The organism is Baekduia sp. (assembly GCF_035685985.1).
GTDB lineage: Bacteria > Actinomycetota > Thermoleophilia > Solirubrobacterales > Solirubrobacteraceae > Baekduia.
The window spans coordinates 104,233-119,823 of the sequence record NZ_DASRZV010000028.1; the positions used below are offsets into that span (position 1 = coordinate 104,233).

The 15,591-nt window shown below is 70.5% G+C and carries 12 protein-coding genes and 1 tRNA gene; 4 read left to right on the forward strand and 9 right to left on the reverse strand.

Annotated elements, in window-relative coordinates; all coding sequences use genetic code 11:
• Window positions 1–31 precede the first annotated feature (31 nt).
• The 3 genes from VFG42_RS18170 to VFG42_RS18180 are packed head-to-tail and all read left to right on the forward strand — an operon-like array spanning window position 32 to window position 3,115.
• A complete protein-coding gene (locus tag VFG42_RS18170; protein ID WP_324910190.1) occupies window positions 32–676 on the forward strand; it encodes a hypothetical protein in 645 nt (214 codons plus the stop codon).
• Window positions 676–1,188, forward strand: coding sequence for a nitroreductase family protein (locus tag VFG42_RS18175; protein WP_324910191.1), 513 nt, complete (start codon window positions 676–678; stop codon window positions 1,186–1,188). The genes VFG42_RS18170 and VFG42_RS18175 overlap by 1 nt, the downstream gene beginning before the upstream one ends.
• A complete protein-coding gene (locus VFG42_RS18180; RefSeq protein WP_324910192.1) occupies window positions 1,166–3,115 on the forward strand; it encodes a potassium transporter Kup in 1,950 nt (649 codons plus the stop codon). The genes VFG42_RS18175 and VFG42_RS18180 overlap by 23 nt, the downstream gene beginning before the upstream one ends.
• 2 nt (window positions 3,116–3,117) lie before the next feature.
• Here VFG42_RS18180 and VFG42_RS18185 read toward each other — a convergent pair whose 3' ends face one another.
• The 7 genes from VFG42_RS18185 to VFG42_RS18215 form a co-directional block, all read right to left on the reverse strand.
• Window positions 3,118–3,534 (reverse strand): YbaK/EbsC family protein, encoded by a 417-nt coding sequence (locus tag VFG42_RS18185; protein WP_324910193.1) that lies wholly within the window; start codon window positions 3,532–3,534, stop codon window positions 3,118–3,120.
• 9 nt (window positions 3,535–3,543) lie between these two features.
• Window positions 3,544–4,575: a dipeptide ABC transporter ATP-binding protein gene (locus VFG42_RS18190; protein ID WP_324910194.1), complete on the reverse strand. Its 1,032-nt coding sequence runs from the start codon at window positions 4,573–4,575 to the stop codon at window positions 3,544–3,546.
• Window positions 4,572–5,672: an ABC transporter ATP-binding protein gene (locus VFG42_RS18195; protein ID WP_324910195.1), complete on the reverse strand. Its 1,101-nt coding sequence runs from the start codon at window positions 5,670–5,672 to the stop codon at window positions 4,572–4,574. Before VFG42_RS18195 ends, VFG42_RS18190 begins: the two co-directional genes overlap by 4 nt.
• 11 nt (window positions 5,673–5,683) lie before the next feature.
• Window positions 5,684–6,640 (reverse strand): ABC transporter permease, encoded by a 957-nt coding sequence (locus tag VFG42_RS18200; RefSeq protein ID WP_324910196.1) that lies wholly within the window; start codon window positions 6,638–6,640, stop codon window positions 5,684–5,686.
• Window positions 6,641–6,715: 75 nt separating this feature from the next.
• Window positions 6,716–8,503: an ABC transporter substrate-binding protein gene (locus VFG42_RS18205; protein ID WP_324910409.1), complete on the reverse strand. Its 1,788-nt coding sequence runs from the start codon at window positions 8,501–8,503 to the stop codon at window positions 6,716–6,718.
• A gap of 111 nt (window positions 8,504–8,614) precedes the next feature.
• Entirely contained in the window at window positions 8,615–9,589 is a 975-nt protein-coding gene (locus tag VFG42_RS18210) for an ABC transporter permease (RefSeq protein WP_324910197.1), read from the reverse strand.
• A 433-nt stretch (window positions 9,590–10,022) separates the two neighbouring features.
• Entirely contained in the window at window positions 10,023–14,378 is a 4,356-nt protein-coding gene (locus VFG42_RS18215) for a phosphodiester glycosidase family protein (RefSeq protein WP_324910198.1), read from the reverse strand.
• Between the two features lie 142 nt (window positions 14,379–14,520).
• On the opposite strand from VFG42_RS18215, the gene VFG42_RS18220 reads away from it, so the two are divergent.
• Window positions 14,521–14,841 (forward strand): alpha/beta fold hydrolase, encoded by a 321-nt coding sequence (locus tag VFG42_RS18220; protein WP_324910199.1) that lies wholly within the window; start codon window positions 14,521–14,523, stop codon window positions 14,839–14,841.
• Here VFG42_RS18220 and VFG42_RS18225 read toward each other — a convergent pair.
• On the reverse strand, window positions 14,822–15,304 hold the full coding sequence (locus tag VFG42_RS18225) for a hypothetical protein (RefSeq protein ID WP_324910200.1): 483 nt from the start codon (window positions 15,302–15,304) through the stop codon (window positions 14,822–14,824). The two genes, VFG42_RS18220 and VFG42_RS18225, sit on opposite strands and share 20 nt — an antisense overlap.
• A gap of 196 nt (window positions 15,305–15,500) precedes the next feature.
• A tRNA-Arg gene (locus VFG42_RS18230) sits at window positions 15,501–15,574 on the reverse strand.
• Window positions 15,575–15,591: the final 17 nt, after the last annotated feature.

The following is a 15,591-nucleotide window of genomic DNA, read 5'->3' on the forward strand; positions in this document are numbered from 1 at the left end:
GCATTCCGAGAGACCTTCTAAGGTCCCCGCCATGCCGCCCGAGGATCGGTTCGTCCCCCGCTTCGCCGCCGAGCCCCCGCAGGAGCTGCTGCCCTACGGCCGGTGGGCCGACCAGCTGCGCGAGGAGTTCCTGGCCGCGTGCCTGCGGATCGAGGACGAGGTCGGCGATCCCGGCGACATCGTGTGGTTCCCGGACCGGACCTGGGGCGGGCGGACGTACGTGCCCGCGACCTGCCGCACGTCCAGCGGGCTGGAGCTGTACGGCGTGGTCTCGTTCGCGCCCGCGGTCGAGGACGGCCAGGAGCCCGACCACTTCGCCGCCACCGCGGACTGGACCGAGGAGACCGCGGAGAACAACCCGGACTGGAAGATCGACGTCTGCGACGAGGTCGTCGGCGGCTGGCGCGGCGAGCAGGGCAACCTCGCGGCGATGACGCTGGTCTGGGGCACGCCGGTCGTCGACCGCGTCGCGATCGCCACCGCCGAGCTGGCGGGCCTGACCGTCGACCAGTGCGTGTTGATCGAGAACCGCTTCACCTTGCTGGCGCCCGACGACTACCGCGGCGACACGCTGGAGGTCGCGGTCTTCACCGGCGGCGGCAAGGAGCTGGCGCGCGAGTCGCTGTACGACGACGACGGCGAGGACGAGGACGACGGCGAGACGCCTGAGCCGTGATGGACGTCGAGACCGCGATCCGCACGCGTCGCACGCACAAGGCCTATGGGTCGGAGCCGGTCGACCGCGAGACGCTGGACGCGCTGCTGGACCTCGGGCGCTGGGCGCCCAACCACCACCTGACCAACCCCTGGCGCTTCTACGTCGTCGGTCCGGCCGCGCTCCAGCGCCTGAAGGACGCCGTCGGGCCGGAGGGCGCCGCCAAGCTCGACCGCGCGCCGACCCTCGTCGCGGTCGCCTACGTCGCCACGCCCGACGACCCGGTCGCCGACGAGGAGGACCTGCTGGCCGCCGGCGCGGCGGCCTACGCGATCCTGCTCGGCGCCCACGCGCGCGGCCTGGCCGCGTACTGGCGCACGCCCGCGATCCTGCGCGAGCCCGCCGGCCGGGCCGCGCTGCGGATCCCGGACGGCGAGCGCTGCATCGCGCTGCTGCACCTCGGCCCGCGGCGCCAGGAGCAGCGCGTCCCCGAGCGCGCACCGCTTTCCGATGTCCGCATCGTCCTCGACTGAGCACGCGCCCGGCGACGGGCACGACCACCGCCGCGAGGCCCTCCACGCCGGCGGCGCCGCCGCGCTGACGCTCGGCGCGCTGGGCGTCGTCTTCGGCGACATCGGCACGTCGCCGCTGTACGCGCTGCAGAGCGTCTTCTCCGCCGACCACCACGCCGTCCACCCGACCCACAACACGGTCTACGGCGTCATCAGCCTCGTCTTCTGGACGATCACGATCATCGTCTCGCTCAAGTACGTGATCTTGATCATGCGCGCCGACAACGAGGGCGAGGGCGGGATCATGGCGTTGATCGCCAAGATCCAGGCGGTCGCGATGGGCAAGGGCAAGCGCAAGCACGTGCTGATCCTGCTCGGCATCTTCGGGGCGGCGCTGTTCTACGGCGACGGCATGATCACGCCCGCGATCTCGGTCCTCTCGGCCGTCGAGGGCATGGAGATCGTCTCGCCGTCCTTCGAGGGCTGGGTCGTCCCGATCACGCTGGCGATCCTCACCGCGCTGTTCACGATCCAGCGCTTCGGCACCGGCGCGGTCGGCCGCGCGTTCGGGCCGGTGATGGCGCTGTGGTTCTCGGTGCTGGCGATCTCCGGGCTGGTCGAGACCGTCCAGCATCCCGGGATCGTCCGCGCGCTCTCGCCGACCTACGCCCTCGCGTTCCTGGGCGAGCACGGCGGCACCGCGTTCATCGCGCTGGGCAGCGTCGTGCTGACCGTCACGGGCGCCGAGGCGCTGTACGCCGACATGGGGCACTTCGGCCGCGCGCCGATCCGCCGCGCGTGGTTCGCGCTCGTCTTCCCCGCGCTGCTGCTGCAGTACATGGGCCAGGGCGCGCTGCTGCTGCGCGACCCGGGCGCGATCGAGAGCCCGTTCTTCCTGCTGATGCCCCACTGGGCGCGGATCCCGGTCGTGATCCTCGCGACGTTCGCGACGGTCATCGCCTCGCAGGCCGTGATCTCCGGCGCGTTCAGCGTCACGCGCCAGGCCGTCCGGCTCGGCTTCCTGCCGCGCGTGACGATCCGCCACACCTCTCGCGAGGAGGTCGGCCAGGTCTACGCGCCCGCGATCAACTGGGGGATCTTCGTCGCGGTCGTCGCGCTCGTGCTCGGCTTCCAGTCCTCCGAGCACCTCGCCTCCGCCTACGGGATCGCGGTGACCGGCACGCTGGCGATCGACACCGTGCTGTTCTTCGTCGTCGTCCACGTCGCGTTCGGCCGCTCGCTGCGCGTCGCGATCACGGGCGCGGTCCTGTTCCTGCTCGTCGACCTGACGTACTTCGCGGCCAACCTGCCCAAGGTCGTCCACGGCGGCTGGTTCCCGCTGCTGATCGCCGCCGGGTTCTTCATCGTGTTGAGCACCTGGCAGCGCGGGCGCCAGATCATCACCAAGAACCGCACCGAGCTGGAGGGCCCGCTGCGCGCGTTCGTCGAGGAGGTGCACGCGGCGCAGCCACCGGTCTACCGCGCGCCGCGCACCGGCGTCTTCCTGAACGCCAACCGCGAGACGACGCCGCTGGCGCTGCGCGCGAACCTCGAGCACAACCACGTCGTGCACGAGAGCGTGGTCATCGTCTCGGTCGTCGTCGAGCGCGTCCCGCACGTCCGCGAGGTCCAGCGCGCGTCGGTCGACGACCTCGGCTACGCCGACGACGGCATCGTCCACGTGACCGCGCACTACGGGTTCATGGACGACATCGACATCCCGCGGATGCTGCGCCGGACGGCCAAGGACATGGAGGGCGACGTCGACCTCCACGACGTCTCCTACTTCATCTCTCGGATCACGATCCTGCCGACCAAGGCGCCGGGCATGGCCCGCTGGCGCAAGCGCCTGTTCATGGTGCTGGCGCGCAACACGTCCAACCCGGTGGCCTACTTCGGGCTGCCCGACGACCGCACGGTCGTCATGGGCTCCCACGTCGAGGTGTAGGGCTACTCCGAGGCGCGGACCCGCACGCGCGCCGGCGTCCCGCCGGTGCGCCGCAGCAGCTCGATCGGCGACATCGGGAAGACCCGCTCCGGGCGGCCCGCGCCCGACCAGACCACGTCGTGGGTCATGAGGTCCTCGTCGACGAGCGTCTCCAGCGGCGCCGGATGGCCGTAGGGCGCGACGCCGCCGATCGGCTGCCCGGTCGCCTCGCGCACGACCTTCGCGCTCGCGCGCTCCAGGCCCAGCGCGTCGGCGTCCACCATGTTCGCGCCGCTGCAGAGCACCAGCACCGGCACGTCGCCGCGCAGGAACACCAGCGACTTGACGATCGCCCCCACCTCGACGCCGATCGCCGCCGCCGCCTCCTGCGCGGTGTGCGCGGAGTCCGGCAGCGTGACCGCGTCGGGGTAGTCGGACAACCGGTGGGCCTACGCCGCCGCGGTCGGGACGCGACGAGCGATCTCGTCGTCGGTCAGCGGGAAGTGGCAGGCCGCCAGGTTCCCGCCGTCCTTGAGCTCCAGCGGCGGGTCGTTCACGTCGCACGTGCCCTCGACGAACTTCGGGCAGCGGGTGTGGAAGCGGCACGCGCTCGGCGGGTTGGTCGGCGACGGCACGTCCCCGCCCAGCACCTGCCGGTGCTTGTCGCGCGACAGCCGCGGGTCCGGCACCGGGACCGCGCTCAGCAGCGCGCCCGTGTACGGGTGGCGCGGGTGCGCGTACAGCTCGTCGGACGTCGCCTGCTCGACGATCCGCCCGAGGTACATCACCGCGACGCGATCGCACGTGTGGCGGACCACGGAGAGGTCGTGCGCGATGAAGATGATGGTGAGCCCCAGCTCCTTCTGCAGGTCGCGCAGCAGGTTGAGGATCTGGGCCTGGATCGAGACGTCCAGCGCGGAGACCGGCTCGTCGGCGACGATCAGCTTCGGCTTGAGCGCGATCGCGCGCGCCACGCCGATGCGCTGGCGCTGGCCGCCGGAGAACTGGTGCGGCAGGCGGTTGTAGTGCTCGGGGTTGAGCCCGACCTGCTCCATCAGCTCCTGGACCATCCGCTTGCGCTTGCGCTCGTCGGTCTCGACGCCGTGGATGATGAACGGCTCGCCGATGATCGTGCCGACCGTCTTGCGCGGGTTCAGCGACGAGTACGGGTCCTGGAAGATCATCTGCATCTCGCGGCGCAGGGGCTTGAGCTCCTTGCGCGAGAGCGTCGCGATGTCCCGGCCCTCCCACGTGATCGACCCACCGGTCGGATCCAGCAGGCGGGTCACCAGGCGCGCGGTCGTCGACTTGCCGCAGCCCGACTCGCCGACCAGGCCGAGCGTCTCGCCGCGGTAGACGTCGAAGTCGACGCCGTCGACGGCCTTGACCGCCCCGACCTGGCGCTGGAGCAGCCCGGCGCGGATCGGGAAGTGCTTGTACAGGTCGCGGACCTGCAGCAGCGTGTCCTGCGAGGCGCTCACGCGCTCGTCACCTCCTCGCCCTCCTTCGGGGCGGACTCCGAGAGCGTCTCGGGGATGTTGACCGCCTCCTTGGCCTCCTCGGGCGACGCGCCGGCGCGCAGTCGGCTCCAGAGCGCGCGTCGGGTCTGCGAGGGCAGCAGGCAGGCGACGGTGTGGTCGGCGCCCTCGGCGGACGCGAGCACCGGGTCGACGCGCCGGTGCGCCTCGCGCACGTACGGGCAGCGCGGGGCGAACGAGCACCCGGGCGGGCGCGTGATCAGCGACGGCGGACGGCCCGGGATCGGCACGAGCTCCTGGTCGCGCGGCGTGTCCAGGCGCGGGATCGAGTTGAGCAGGCCCCACGTGTAGGGGTGCTCGGGCTCGGCGAAGATCGTGTCCGCGTGGCCCTTCTCGACGATCCGGCCCGCGTACATGACCGCGATCTCCTCGGCGACCTCGGCGACCACGCCGAGGTCGTGGGTGATCATGACCACCGCGGTGTCCAGCTCGTGCTGGAGCTTCTGGATCAGCTCGAGGATCTGGGCCTGGACGGTCACGTCCAGCGCCGTCGTCGGCTCGTCGGCGATCAGCAGCTTGGGGTCGTTGATGAGCGCCATGGCGGTCATCACGCGCTGGCGCATGCCGCCCGAGAACTCGTGCGGGTAGCTGTCGACGCGGCGGCGCGGGTCCGGGATGCCGACGAGGCTGAGCATCTCGATCGCGCGGTCGCGCGCCTGCGCCTTGGACTCGTCGTGGTGGACGCGACGCGCCTCGACCAGCTGGTCGCCGACCCGGTAGAAGGGATGCAGCGAGGACAGCGGGTCCTGGAAGATCATCGCGATCTGCCCGCCGCGGACCGCGCGCATCTCGTCGTCCGACGCGGCCAGGAGGTCCTTGCCGTCGAACAGGATGCGCCCGGTGATGTGGGCGTTGGACGCGCGGGTCAGGCCCATCACGGTCATGCTCGAGACGGACTTGCCCGAGCCGGACTCGCCCACGATCCCGAGCGCCTTGCCGGCGTCGACGGTGTAGGAGACGCCGTCGACGGCCTTGACGACGCCGTCCTCGGTCTCGAAGTGGACGCGAAGGTCCTCGACCTGCAGAAGCGGTTCGGCCATCTCAGCTCAGCCTAGTACCGCACACGCGGGTCGAGGAACGCGTACAGGACGTCGACCACGAGGCTCATGATCGCGACCGCCAGCGCCAGCACCAGCGTGGTGCCCTGGATGGTGGACACGTCGCCGCGCTGGATCGCGTCATAGGACAGACGGCCGATGCCGTCGATGTTGAACACGGTCTCGGTGAGGATCGCGCCGCCCATCAGGATGCCGATGTCGAGGCCGAGCACGGTGATGACCGGCGTGATCGCCGACCGCACGCCGTGGCGCAGGATCACCCGCTTCTCGCGCAGGCCCTTGGCCCGCGCGGTGCGGATGTAGTCCTCGCTCATCGTCTCCAGCAGGTTGGAGCGCAGCAGCCGCGCGTAGATCGCGGCGAACGCGGCCGACAGGACCAGCCACGGCATGACCAGCGTCCAGGCCTTGTGGAAGAACCCGTGCGCGTCCTGGTAGGCGCCGGCACCGGGGAAGACGTGCCACACGCCGATGTCGTTGGCGAACAGGTACAGCGCGACGAGGCCCAGCCAGTACACCGGCGCGGAGATCGCGACCAGCGCCCCGCCCATCAGGAAGCGGTCCCAGAAGGAGCCGCGGGCGACGGCGGAGACGATGCCGATGAAGACGCCGGCAACGAACCAGATGATGGCCGCGCCGAACACCAGGAACATGGTGTTGGGCAGGCGGTCGAACATCAGCGTCTTGACCGGCTGGTCGTTGACGTAGGAGTTGCCGAAGTCGAAGTGCAGGACCAGCTTCTTGATGTACTCCCAGTACTGGACCGGCAAGGACTTGTCCAACCCGAGCGAGTGACGGATCGCGGCGATCGTCTCAGGGCTCGGAGAGCGGCCCGCGCGCAGCTTGGCGGGGTCGCCCGAGGGCAGGACGTAGAAGATGACGAAGGTGACCGCCGTGATCACCAGCAGGAGCAGGACGGTCCAGAGAAGTCTGCGAAGGATGTACGCGGCCATGGCTCAGTGGAAGGTGACGCCCCCGGCCGCGCGTGCCGCGACCGGGGGCATCGATGGTGATGCGGTTGCTGAGACCTACTTCAGCGACGTCCAGGCGAAGTCCCAGGCCGTGTAGTAGCCGTTGGCGACGCCGTTGACGTTCTTGGAGCGGATCAGCGTGGTCTTGTCCCAGACGAACGGGATGGCGGGCGCGTCACCGGTGATCATCTTGTCGATCTCACCCCACGCCTTCAGGCGCTCGTCGCCGTCCAGCAGCGCGGCCTTCTTCATCGCGGCGTCGACCTTCGGGTCGCGCAGCTGAGCCATGTTGTTGTTCAACGCGTCCGGGTTCTTCGGGATCGTGTAGCCCGCGAAGACCGGCTCGAGCATCGACTGCGGATCGGCGAAGTCCTTGAACCAGCCGGCGCCGCCACAGACGGCCACCTTCTTGGAGCGGACCTGGCACCAGTCGTTGTAGACCGAGTCCTGCGGGACCAGGCGGAGGCGGATGTGGAAGCCGAGCTTCTCGAACTGCGCCTTGGCCACCTCGGCCTGCGCCTTGTTCGGGTCGACGTTGGCCGACACCATCAGGAACTCCTGGTTCCCGGTGAACTTGCCCGACGGGTAGCCCGCCTTCTTCATGTACTCGGCGGCCAGGGCCATGTCGCCGCTCTCGTTCTTGGTCGAGAGGAAGTCATAGCCGGGGCCGTCGTACCCGCCCGCCTCGTCGAAGCCGGGGAAGTCCGGCGGGAGGAAGTGGGTCGGGATGTCCGCCGTGAACTTGCCACCGCGCGCCAGGCGGGCCGCGTTGCGGTCGAAGGCGGCCAGGACCGCGCGACGGACGTTGATGTTGTCGAACGGCTTGATCGTGGTGTTGATCGGGAAGTAGCGGTAGCCGCCGGACGGGATCTGGACGTACTGGTCCTTGATCTGCGTCGCGACCTCCTTGATGATGTTCGCCGGCGGGTTGGCGTCGAACAGCATCGACTGGCCGTCGAGGACCTGCTTGGAGGCGACGTTCGCATCCGACGAGTTCGTGCGGATGTTGACGGCGTCCAGGTAGGCCGGGCGGTAGTCGGTCTTCGGATCCCAGTTCGGGTTGCGGACCAGGGCGATGGACTTGCCGGCCTTGTACCCGATGGCGTTGCCCTTGGCGTCGTTCTTGACCATGTACGGGCCGGTCGCGACGAGGTGGGTGTTGTACGTCGACGGGTTCTTGGCGTCGAACTTCTTGGCGTAGTCCTCGGGGACCGGCGCCGTGATCGGCATCACCAGGGCGGCGGCGACCGGAACGGCCGAGGCGTCCTTGAGGTGGAAGACGATCGTGTGGTCATCCGGCGTCTCGATGCCGGAGATCGGCTTGACGCCCTTCGTCGGCGAGGACGGCGCGCCCACGATCGACGAGAAGTACGCGCCGTACTGGCCGCCGACGTTCTCCGAGAAGAAGCGCTCGAAGGAGTACTTGACGTCCTTGGAGGTGACCTCGCGGTTGACCGGCGGCGAGAACTTCACGCCGCTGCGGAGCTTGACCGTGATCGTCTTCTTGTCGGCCGAGATCTCCGGATCGCTCTCGGCGAGGTCCGGGACCGGCTTGGCCGAGTCCTGCGGCTTGAACGAGTACAGCGTCCGCTGGGTCGGGTAGATCACCATGTAGCCCTGCGTGAAGTACGAGCGGCCCGGGTCGAGGAAGTCGACGTCGGAGCCGGCGAGCATGGTGATCGTGCCGCCCTTCTTGCCTTGGACGTTGGCGGCCTTCGTGTTGTCCGTCCCCGCGCTGCCGCCCGAGCTGGACTTCGACGACGAGGTCGACGAGCCGCCGGAGGACGAGGAGTCGTTGTCGCTGCCACCACAGGCGGCCACGACCAGGGCGAGCACACCCAGCATGCTCACCACCAAGAATCGGAGATGGCTCCGACGCATGTGCGGTCCTTTCTGATGTGTCGGCCGGTCGTCCTCAACGACCGGCTCTTGCGATGAACCGCGGCGCACGTGCACCTACTTGGACGTCCGCGGGTTGAGGGCATCCTGCAAGCCGTCGCCGACGATGTTGAAGGCGAGAACGGTGATCAGGAGGGCCAGTCCGGGGAACACCATGAACCACCACGCGTCCTGGAAGATCGACGTGGCGTCCGAGATCATCGCGCCCCAGCTGGGCTTGTCGGGATCGACCCCGACGCCCAGGAACGAGAGCGACGCCTCGTAGATGATGTTCTGCGGGATCAAGACGGTGGCGTAGACGATGATCGGCGCCACCAGGTTCGGGAGGATCTCCCGGAAGATGATGCGGCGGTCGGAGGCGCCCAGCGATCGGGCGGCCTCCACGAACTCGCGCTCGCGCAATGACAGGACCTGACCGCGCACGATGCGCGCCATGTAGGGCCATGTCGTCAGCACGATCACGAAGATCACGACCGGCAGGCCCGGCTGGATCGCGCCGCCGAGGCAGCCGTCGGCGCACGCGACGCCGAGGCCCACGGCCAGCACGAGCACCGGGAACGCGAGGAAGAGGTCCATCACGCGGCTGATGAAGGTGTCGACGCGGCCGCGGAAGTAGCCGGTGATCAGGCCGGCGGTCACGCCGATGATCACGATCAGCGCGCAGGACAGCAGCGCCGCCTCCAGCGAGACGCGGGTGCCGTAGAGCACGCGCGACAGCACGTCGCGTCCGCGCTCGTCCACGCCGAACGGGTGCGCCCACGACGGGCCCGTGGGCGAGCCGAAGTCGTCGAGCAGGTTGTCGTTCTGCGTGTTGGGGTTCGGCAGGCCGAGGACCTTCACGATCAGCGGCGCGAAGATCCCGATGAAGATCATGATGCCGACGATGGTCAGCGCCGTGAGCGCGACCTTGTCCCGCCGGAGCCGTCGCCAGAACAGCTCCAGGGGCGAGCGGGCAGCGATCTCCGCCGCCGACTCCTCGGTCAGGTCGACACCGCCGCCCTCGAGGAGCGTCTCCGAGGCACCGGTGCTCACGCTCCGGCCCCCGCCGTGATCTCGTGCTGCTTGATGGGTCCCTCTCCCAGAAAGCCGTTGAGTGCTCACCCATTCCCAGATGCGGGGTTCCTGCACCTCCTCAATGGGAGGAACCCCGGAGCGAGCCGCGCGCAGGCTACTCCTCTGAGGGGCGATATGTCAGGTGACTTGACCACACACAATCTCAGCTTCACGCAAGCTGTGGAGCCAAACGACTCCACTTTGGATAATTCGACGCCGAGACGGTGTGCCCTTCCGGCGGCGGCGTTTCGCGGTCCTATCGGCCTATACGAGTGGCCAGGTGTCCGGCGGGCGCCGCGAGGGGCGCGGAGGCCGATGTCAGCCTGCTGTCCACCGGCACATGCGCGGTTAACGTGCGACGGGCCGCCCCGGAGGGACGACCCGTCGCGTCGCGTGGTGCTGTCCCCGCGGGCTACCGGAGCGTGACCCGGTAGACCGTCGTGGCCCTGTGCTTGCCCGCGCCGCTGGTGACGCGCAGCGAGTAGCCGCCGCGGACGAGCTTGCGGGTGGTGGTCAGGTGACCGACCTTGCCCTTGGCGTAGGTGCGGCCGTTGCGGGTCAGGCTCGCCGTGCCCGCCTTGATCGCGCTGGTCGCCTTGGCCTTCGCCGAGCGGGACTTGGCCGAGGTGCCGACGTAGGTCACCGAGCAGGAGATGCCTTGGGTGGGCGAGCCCGACTTCCCGGCCGTGGTCTTGATCTTGCAGGTGATCTCGGCGTCGCGGCCGGGATCGCCCTTGGCCCCCTTGGCGCCGGTGGCCCCGACCGGGCCGACCGCGCCCGTGGCCCCGGTGGCTCCGGTGGCTCCGGTGGCCCCGGTGGCCCCGGTGGCCCCGGTGTCGCCCTTGACGCCCGCGACGCCCGCCGCGCCGTCGGCCCCGTTGGCGCCCGCGTCACCCTGCGGCCCCTGCGGGCCGACCGGGCCGATCTCGCCCTGCGGGCCGACGTCGCCCTGGTCGCCCTTCTCGCCGATCGCCGGCGAGGGGACGCTCGTGCCGGTGAGGTCGACGACGTGGGCCTTGTCGGCCGTGTCGTCGGAGATCACCAGGCGCTCGTGCGAGGTGGCCTTCTCACGCGCGGGGGCGAAGCGGACCAGGACCGCGCAGGACGCGCCCGGCGCGATCGCGCCGCTCGTGCAGGCCTCGTCGGCCAGCACGAAGTCCCCGGCCGAGGCGCCGTCGGCGTCCTCGATCTTCAGCGCCGAGACGTGCAGCGGCCGATCGCCGGTGTTCTTGACGACGATCCGCTGCGGCGCGCTGATCGTCCCCACGATCTGGTCGGGGAAGACCGGCGTGGCGACGTCGACGCGCGGGCCCGAGCCCGTGAAGGGCACGACCTGGATCGTCTTCTGCGTCGTGACCGGGGCCGTCGACGCGTCGTCGGTGTACTGGCGCATCGAGTCGTTGGTCACGACGACCGCGACCTTGCCGGCGCGCAGGCCGGTCAGCTGCTGGGTCCTCGGATCGAGGATCGCGACCTTGCCCGCCTGACGCGCGGCGTCGATCGCGGCCTGGCCGGAGCCGATCGCCAGCCCGTCGTCGCCGGACCAGTGGACCGACATCGGGTAGCGCAGCGGCACGACGCGCGTGCCGTTGGCCACGCCCTCGGGCTGGACGATCGAGCCGGAGAGCGACGCGCTCTGGCTGACCTCGACGGTGGCCGGGGCGTTCAGCGTGATCGACTGCGCGAAGGCGCGGACGTCCGCGGTCAGCCACTGGCCGTCGGCGTTCTTGGCGGGGTCGACCGCCCACCGCATCCAGCCGGTGAAGCCGCCGCGGTCCGGGGTGCCGTACGGGTCCTTGCCGCTGGAGGGCAGCACGACGTACGGGACGCCCTGGATGCGATGCACGTCGGCGATCTGCGCGTGGGAGCCGACCATCGCGGCGCCCTTGCCGCTCTTACCGCGGAAGTCCGACAGGAGCTTCTCGATCAGCGCGACCTCGTCACGCTCGCCGAGCTGCGAGGACTTCGTGTCGGCCGGGTCGTCCACCGGGTGGTGGGCGAAGACCATCACGTTGTCGATCGACGGGTCGCTCGCGGCGCCGTTCAGCGCCTCCTGCAGCATCGGCAGCTGGTTGTAGTCCGTGCCGCGCAGCGAGCCGAGCGCGCTGGCCAGCAGGACGAACCGGGTGCCCTTGTGGTCGAAGGTGCGGTAGGGCTTGCCGAACTCGTTGATGAAGTTCGTCAGGTCCGACTGCACGTTGTTGACGCCGTAGGACTCGTGGTTGCCCGGCACGTAGTAGCAGGGCAGCTTGCCGTCGGGGTCGGGCGTCGAGTCCGCCGCCGGCTCCTCGCCGGGCTTGACGACGTCGCAGCCGGCCTCCTCGAGGACCTGACGCGCGAGCGTCATGTCCTGCGGCAGGCCGCGGTCGGTCACGTCGCCGTTGAGCACCAGCAGGTCCGGGTGGGTCTTGCGGATGCGCTGGATCGCCGCGATGCCGGCCTGGGCCAGCGTCGGGTTGTCGGCGGTGAACTGGATGTCGGACAGCGTCGCGAAGTTCCAGTCCTTGCCCCCGCTGGGGAGGGTCCCGTCGGCGCTGACCAGGCGGTCGGCCTTCAGGTCGTCCTGCGCGGGCTGGTCGACCGGGCTCGGGATGTCCGCCGAGACCGACCCGACGACCATGCGGCCGTCCTTCTGCAGGGCCGCCGTGGTCTCGATCCCCTGGAACGTGTCGAACGAGATCGGGAACTTGGTCGAGGCCGGGATGTCGAAGTCGACGTCCTGCCAGCCGGTGGCCTTCAGCGGCGTGCTGTAGAGGCCGGTGTAGGTCCCACCGCCGTTGAGCACCGACAGGTAGGTCAACGACATCGCGACGTTGGAGTACACGTGGACGCGCACCTTCAGCGGCTGGCCGGGCAGCGGCACCTGGACCGTCGGGCCCGAGCCGTTGGCGGTGATGCCGACGTTGCGCGCCGCGCTGAAGTCGACCTGGAGGCCGTCGGCGGTGTCCGCGAGGACCGGGTTGGCGGTCGCGGTGCCGGTGAACTTCCAGCGCTTGTTGGCGTAGCCCGGCTCCGAGCCGAAGTCATAGGCGTCGACGGTCTGGACGCCCACGGAGATCGCGAGCCGCTCGGTCTGGCCGCCGGCCTCGAGCGTCAGCACCGTGCCGCCCGCCTTCAGCGGGACGACCTTCAGGGCCGAGCCGCTGGGCTGGATCTTGACGACGCTGTGGTCGTAGTCGAGGTCGAGGTCCTCGGACTCGATCGGGGCGGTGTAGCCCTGGTCGTCGCGGCCGGTGACCTTCAGGGTCTGGGCCAGGTCGTCGCCCGCCGCCGCGAACGACAGGCGCGCGGAGGACAGCTCGAGCCGGCTCAGCGGGCGCAGGACGCGGACCTTCGTGTCCTGCTGGGCGGTGTCGCTGGTGGCGCGGACCGTGATCGAGCCCGAGGCGTCCTTGGGCGCCGCGAGCAGGCCGTTGGCGACCGTGGCGTCGCCGGAGGCGTTCCAGCGGACGTCGCCGCGGGCGATCTTGACCGGCGTCTGGTGGTCGTCGACCGCGCTCGCGGTCAGCGTCCGGTGCAGGCCCGGGAAGACGCGCGGCCGGTCGAGGTCGGCGTCGGCGGCCTGGTCGGAGCCCTCGACGACGAGGTCGTGGACCTGGCCGTCGCCGGGGGCGACGAAGAGGCCGACGCCGTCGGGGTCGTTGCGCTCGTGGCCGTCGGACGGCGTGTTGCGGACCGTGGCGGCGAAGTCGCCGAGCGGACGCGCGACCATCGTGGTCGAGCCGCCGCCGTCGAGGTTCATCGCGGTCTCGGCGCCGAGGTCCTTGAGGATCCGCGCCCACTGGGTGAGCGTCGGGCCCGGGACCGTGCTCTGGCGGCCGTCGGCGGTGACCAACAACATGGTCTTGCCGCCGTCCTTGAAGCCGATCGCGGTCCGCGGCGCGTTGGACGCGTCGGCGTTGGTGAGCGCCTGGCCGTCCTTGACGAGCTGGACGTTGGAGCCCAGCGCGAACTTCATGTTCTTGGCGACGTCGTCCTTCAAGGCGTAGGACAAGGTGGCCTTGTCGTCGACCTGGAAGGCCTTGATGGCGTCGGCCTGGGTGCCGGTGCCCACGAGCACGAAGGCGCCCTCGGGGATCGCGCCGTCGCCGGCGCCGTTGGGGTTGACCGAGACGACCTTGCCGTCCTTGATCAGCGCCTCGGCGACCTTGGTGGCGCCGCCGGTGCCGATCTGGCGCGTGTAGGTGCCCCAGTTGGAGGTGAACGCGACCATCGAGTTGGCGGCCAGCGAGGAGTTGGCGGCGTTGATGGTGGCGACCTTGTAGGTGACGCCGTGGACCGTGGCGGTCGCGTCGAGCGTCGCGTCGATCAGGCGGCCGAGGCCGTCCTGGCCGACGCCGACCGCCGGCCAACCGGAGGCCTGCGGCGACTTGAGCAGGTTGCCGCCCTGGATCGCGACGCCCAGCGGCGCCTGCGAGTTGTCGATGTCGAAGAAGTCGCCGTTGACGGCGGCGACCGCGCCGGCCTTGTTGGCCGCCGTGCTGATCGGGCCGCCCTGGGCGACCGGGCCGGCGGTGAGGAGGTCGGACGAGACCGCCGGGTCGGAGAGGTCGGCGGTCAGCACCTGCTCGTCCAGCCAGCCGGAGGCCGACAGGGTCTTGAGGTGCTGCAGCGTGATGCCGGGGCCGATCGTCTCGGTCTTGTCGGTGAGCGAGAGCTGATCGGCCGCGTGCGCGGCGGTGGGGAGCGCCGCGAGGCCGGCCGTGGCGACCAGCGTCGCGGACAGCCGCGACCGGCGCCGCGCGCGCGGCGAGAGGGGACTGGACAACAGGGTCCTTCCGGTTCAGGGGACGGGGGACGCGACGGCGATACGTGCCGTCGCGATTCAGAGTTCTCTCAGCAGCGACCCTGTCGACCTGTTTCCGGGTGGTCACCCAAGTGTGACCAACTGGTATACGTTGGACGGGAAGATGATGTCCAACCGCGAACCGCTCGTCCTGCTGCACGGGTTCACGGACACGCCGCGGACGTGGGACTTGGTGACGGATTCGCTGCGACGCCGCTTCGACGTCGTCGCGCCCGCGCTGGCGGGGCACTTCGGCGGACCCCGGATCGACGGCCCGGTGTCGTCCGCCGCGCTGCCCGACGCGGTCGAGCGCGCGCTGGACGCGGCCGGGCTCGAGACGGCGCACCTGGTGGGTAACTCGCTCGGCGGCTACGTGGCGCTGCAGCTCGCCGCGCGCGGGCGCCGCAACGCCACGCTCCACACGATCATCGACGGCGCTGGATGAACTCGATGCCGGTGACCTTGTCGAGGTCGACGCGGCCGAGCACCATGGCCGTCGAGAAGCCCTCGGCGCCGATCTCGCCGCTGCGCGCGCCGGTGACGATCGCGCGGAGCGCCTCGAAGCGCTCCTCGTCGCCGACGGCCTTGCGGCCGGAGTCCAGGACGACCAGATGGGCGCCGGCGCGCCGGTCGGCGAGCGCGGCCAGGCCGGAGCGCAGCTCGGCGGAGAGCTCGCCGGTCTCGATCACCGTCGCCTGACCCTCGGCCTGACGCTCGGCGATGCGCTTGCCGACCAGGCGCAGGGTGACCTCGCCGACCTGCTCGGACGGCACCTTCTCGGCGACGGCGCGGGCGAGCACGTCGTAGGAGATCAGCGCGGGACGCGGGAGCAGGCGCGCGACCAGGCGGTGGATGGCCGGCGCGTCGGCGCCGGTGAAGACCACGACGCCGCCGGACGGGAAGGTCAACGTGTCCGACGCCGGGACCGGCAGGGCGCGTCCCGCCGGCCGCGGCGGGCGTCCGGACCCGGAGCTCGCGCGCCGCGGACGCTCAGAGGACCAGCCGGTCCGCTCGTCAGCGCCGATCTTGACCGATCGAACACCATCACTGGGAGCCATGCCCGCAAGGTAGTGGGCGCGGCGGCGGCCCGCGTTGCGGTCCGAGCGCCCCGAGCTGGATTCGAACCAGCGGCCTTCCCCTTAGGAGGGGGACGCTCTATCCGGCTGAGCTATCGGGGCGGGGAGGCGAAGCCTCG

Excerpts from the sequence above, each read along its gene's own strand:
- VFG42_RS18170 (WP_324910190.1), top strand. The coding sequence starts at position 32 with ATGCCGCCCGAGGATCGGTTCGTCCCCCGCTTCGCCGCCGAGCCCCCG.
- VFG42_RS18175 (WP_324910191.1), top strand. The coding sequence starts at position 676 with ATGGACGTCGAGACCGCGATCCGCACGCGTCGCACGCACAAGGCCTAT.
- VFG42_RS18180 (WP_324910192.1), top strand. The coding sequence starts at position 1,166 with ATGTCCGCATCGTCCTCGACTGAGCACGCGCCCGGCGACGGGCACGAC.
- VFG42_RS18195 (WP_324910195.1), bottom strand. The coding sequence starts at position 5,672 with ATGGCCGAACCGCTTCTGCAGGTCGAGGACCTTCGCGTCCACTTCGAG.
- VFG42_RS18200 (WP_324910196.1), bottom strand. The coding sequence starts at position 6,640 with ATGGCCGCGTACATCCTTCGCAGACTTCTCTGGACCGTCCTGCTCCTG.
- VFG42_RS18205 (WP_324910409.1), bottom strand. The coding sequence starts at position 8,503 with ATGCTGGGTGTGCTCGCCCTGGTCGTGGCCGCCTGTGGTGGCAGCGAC.
- VFG42_RS18220 (WP_324910199.1), top strand. The coding sequence starts at position 14,521 with ATGATGTCCAACCGCGAACCGCTCGTCCTGCTGCACGGGTTCACGGAC.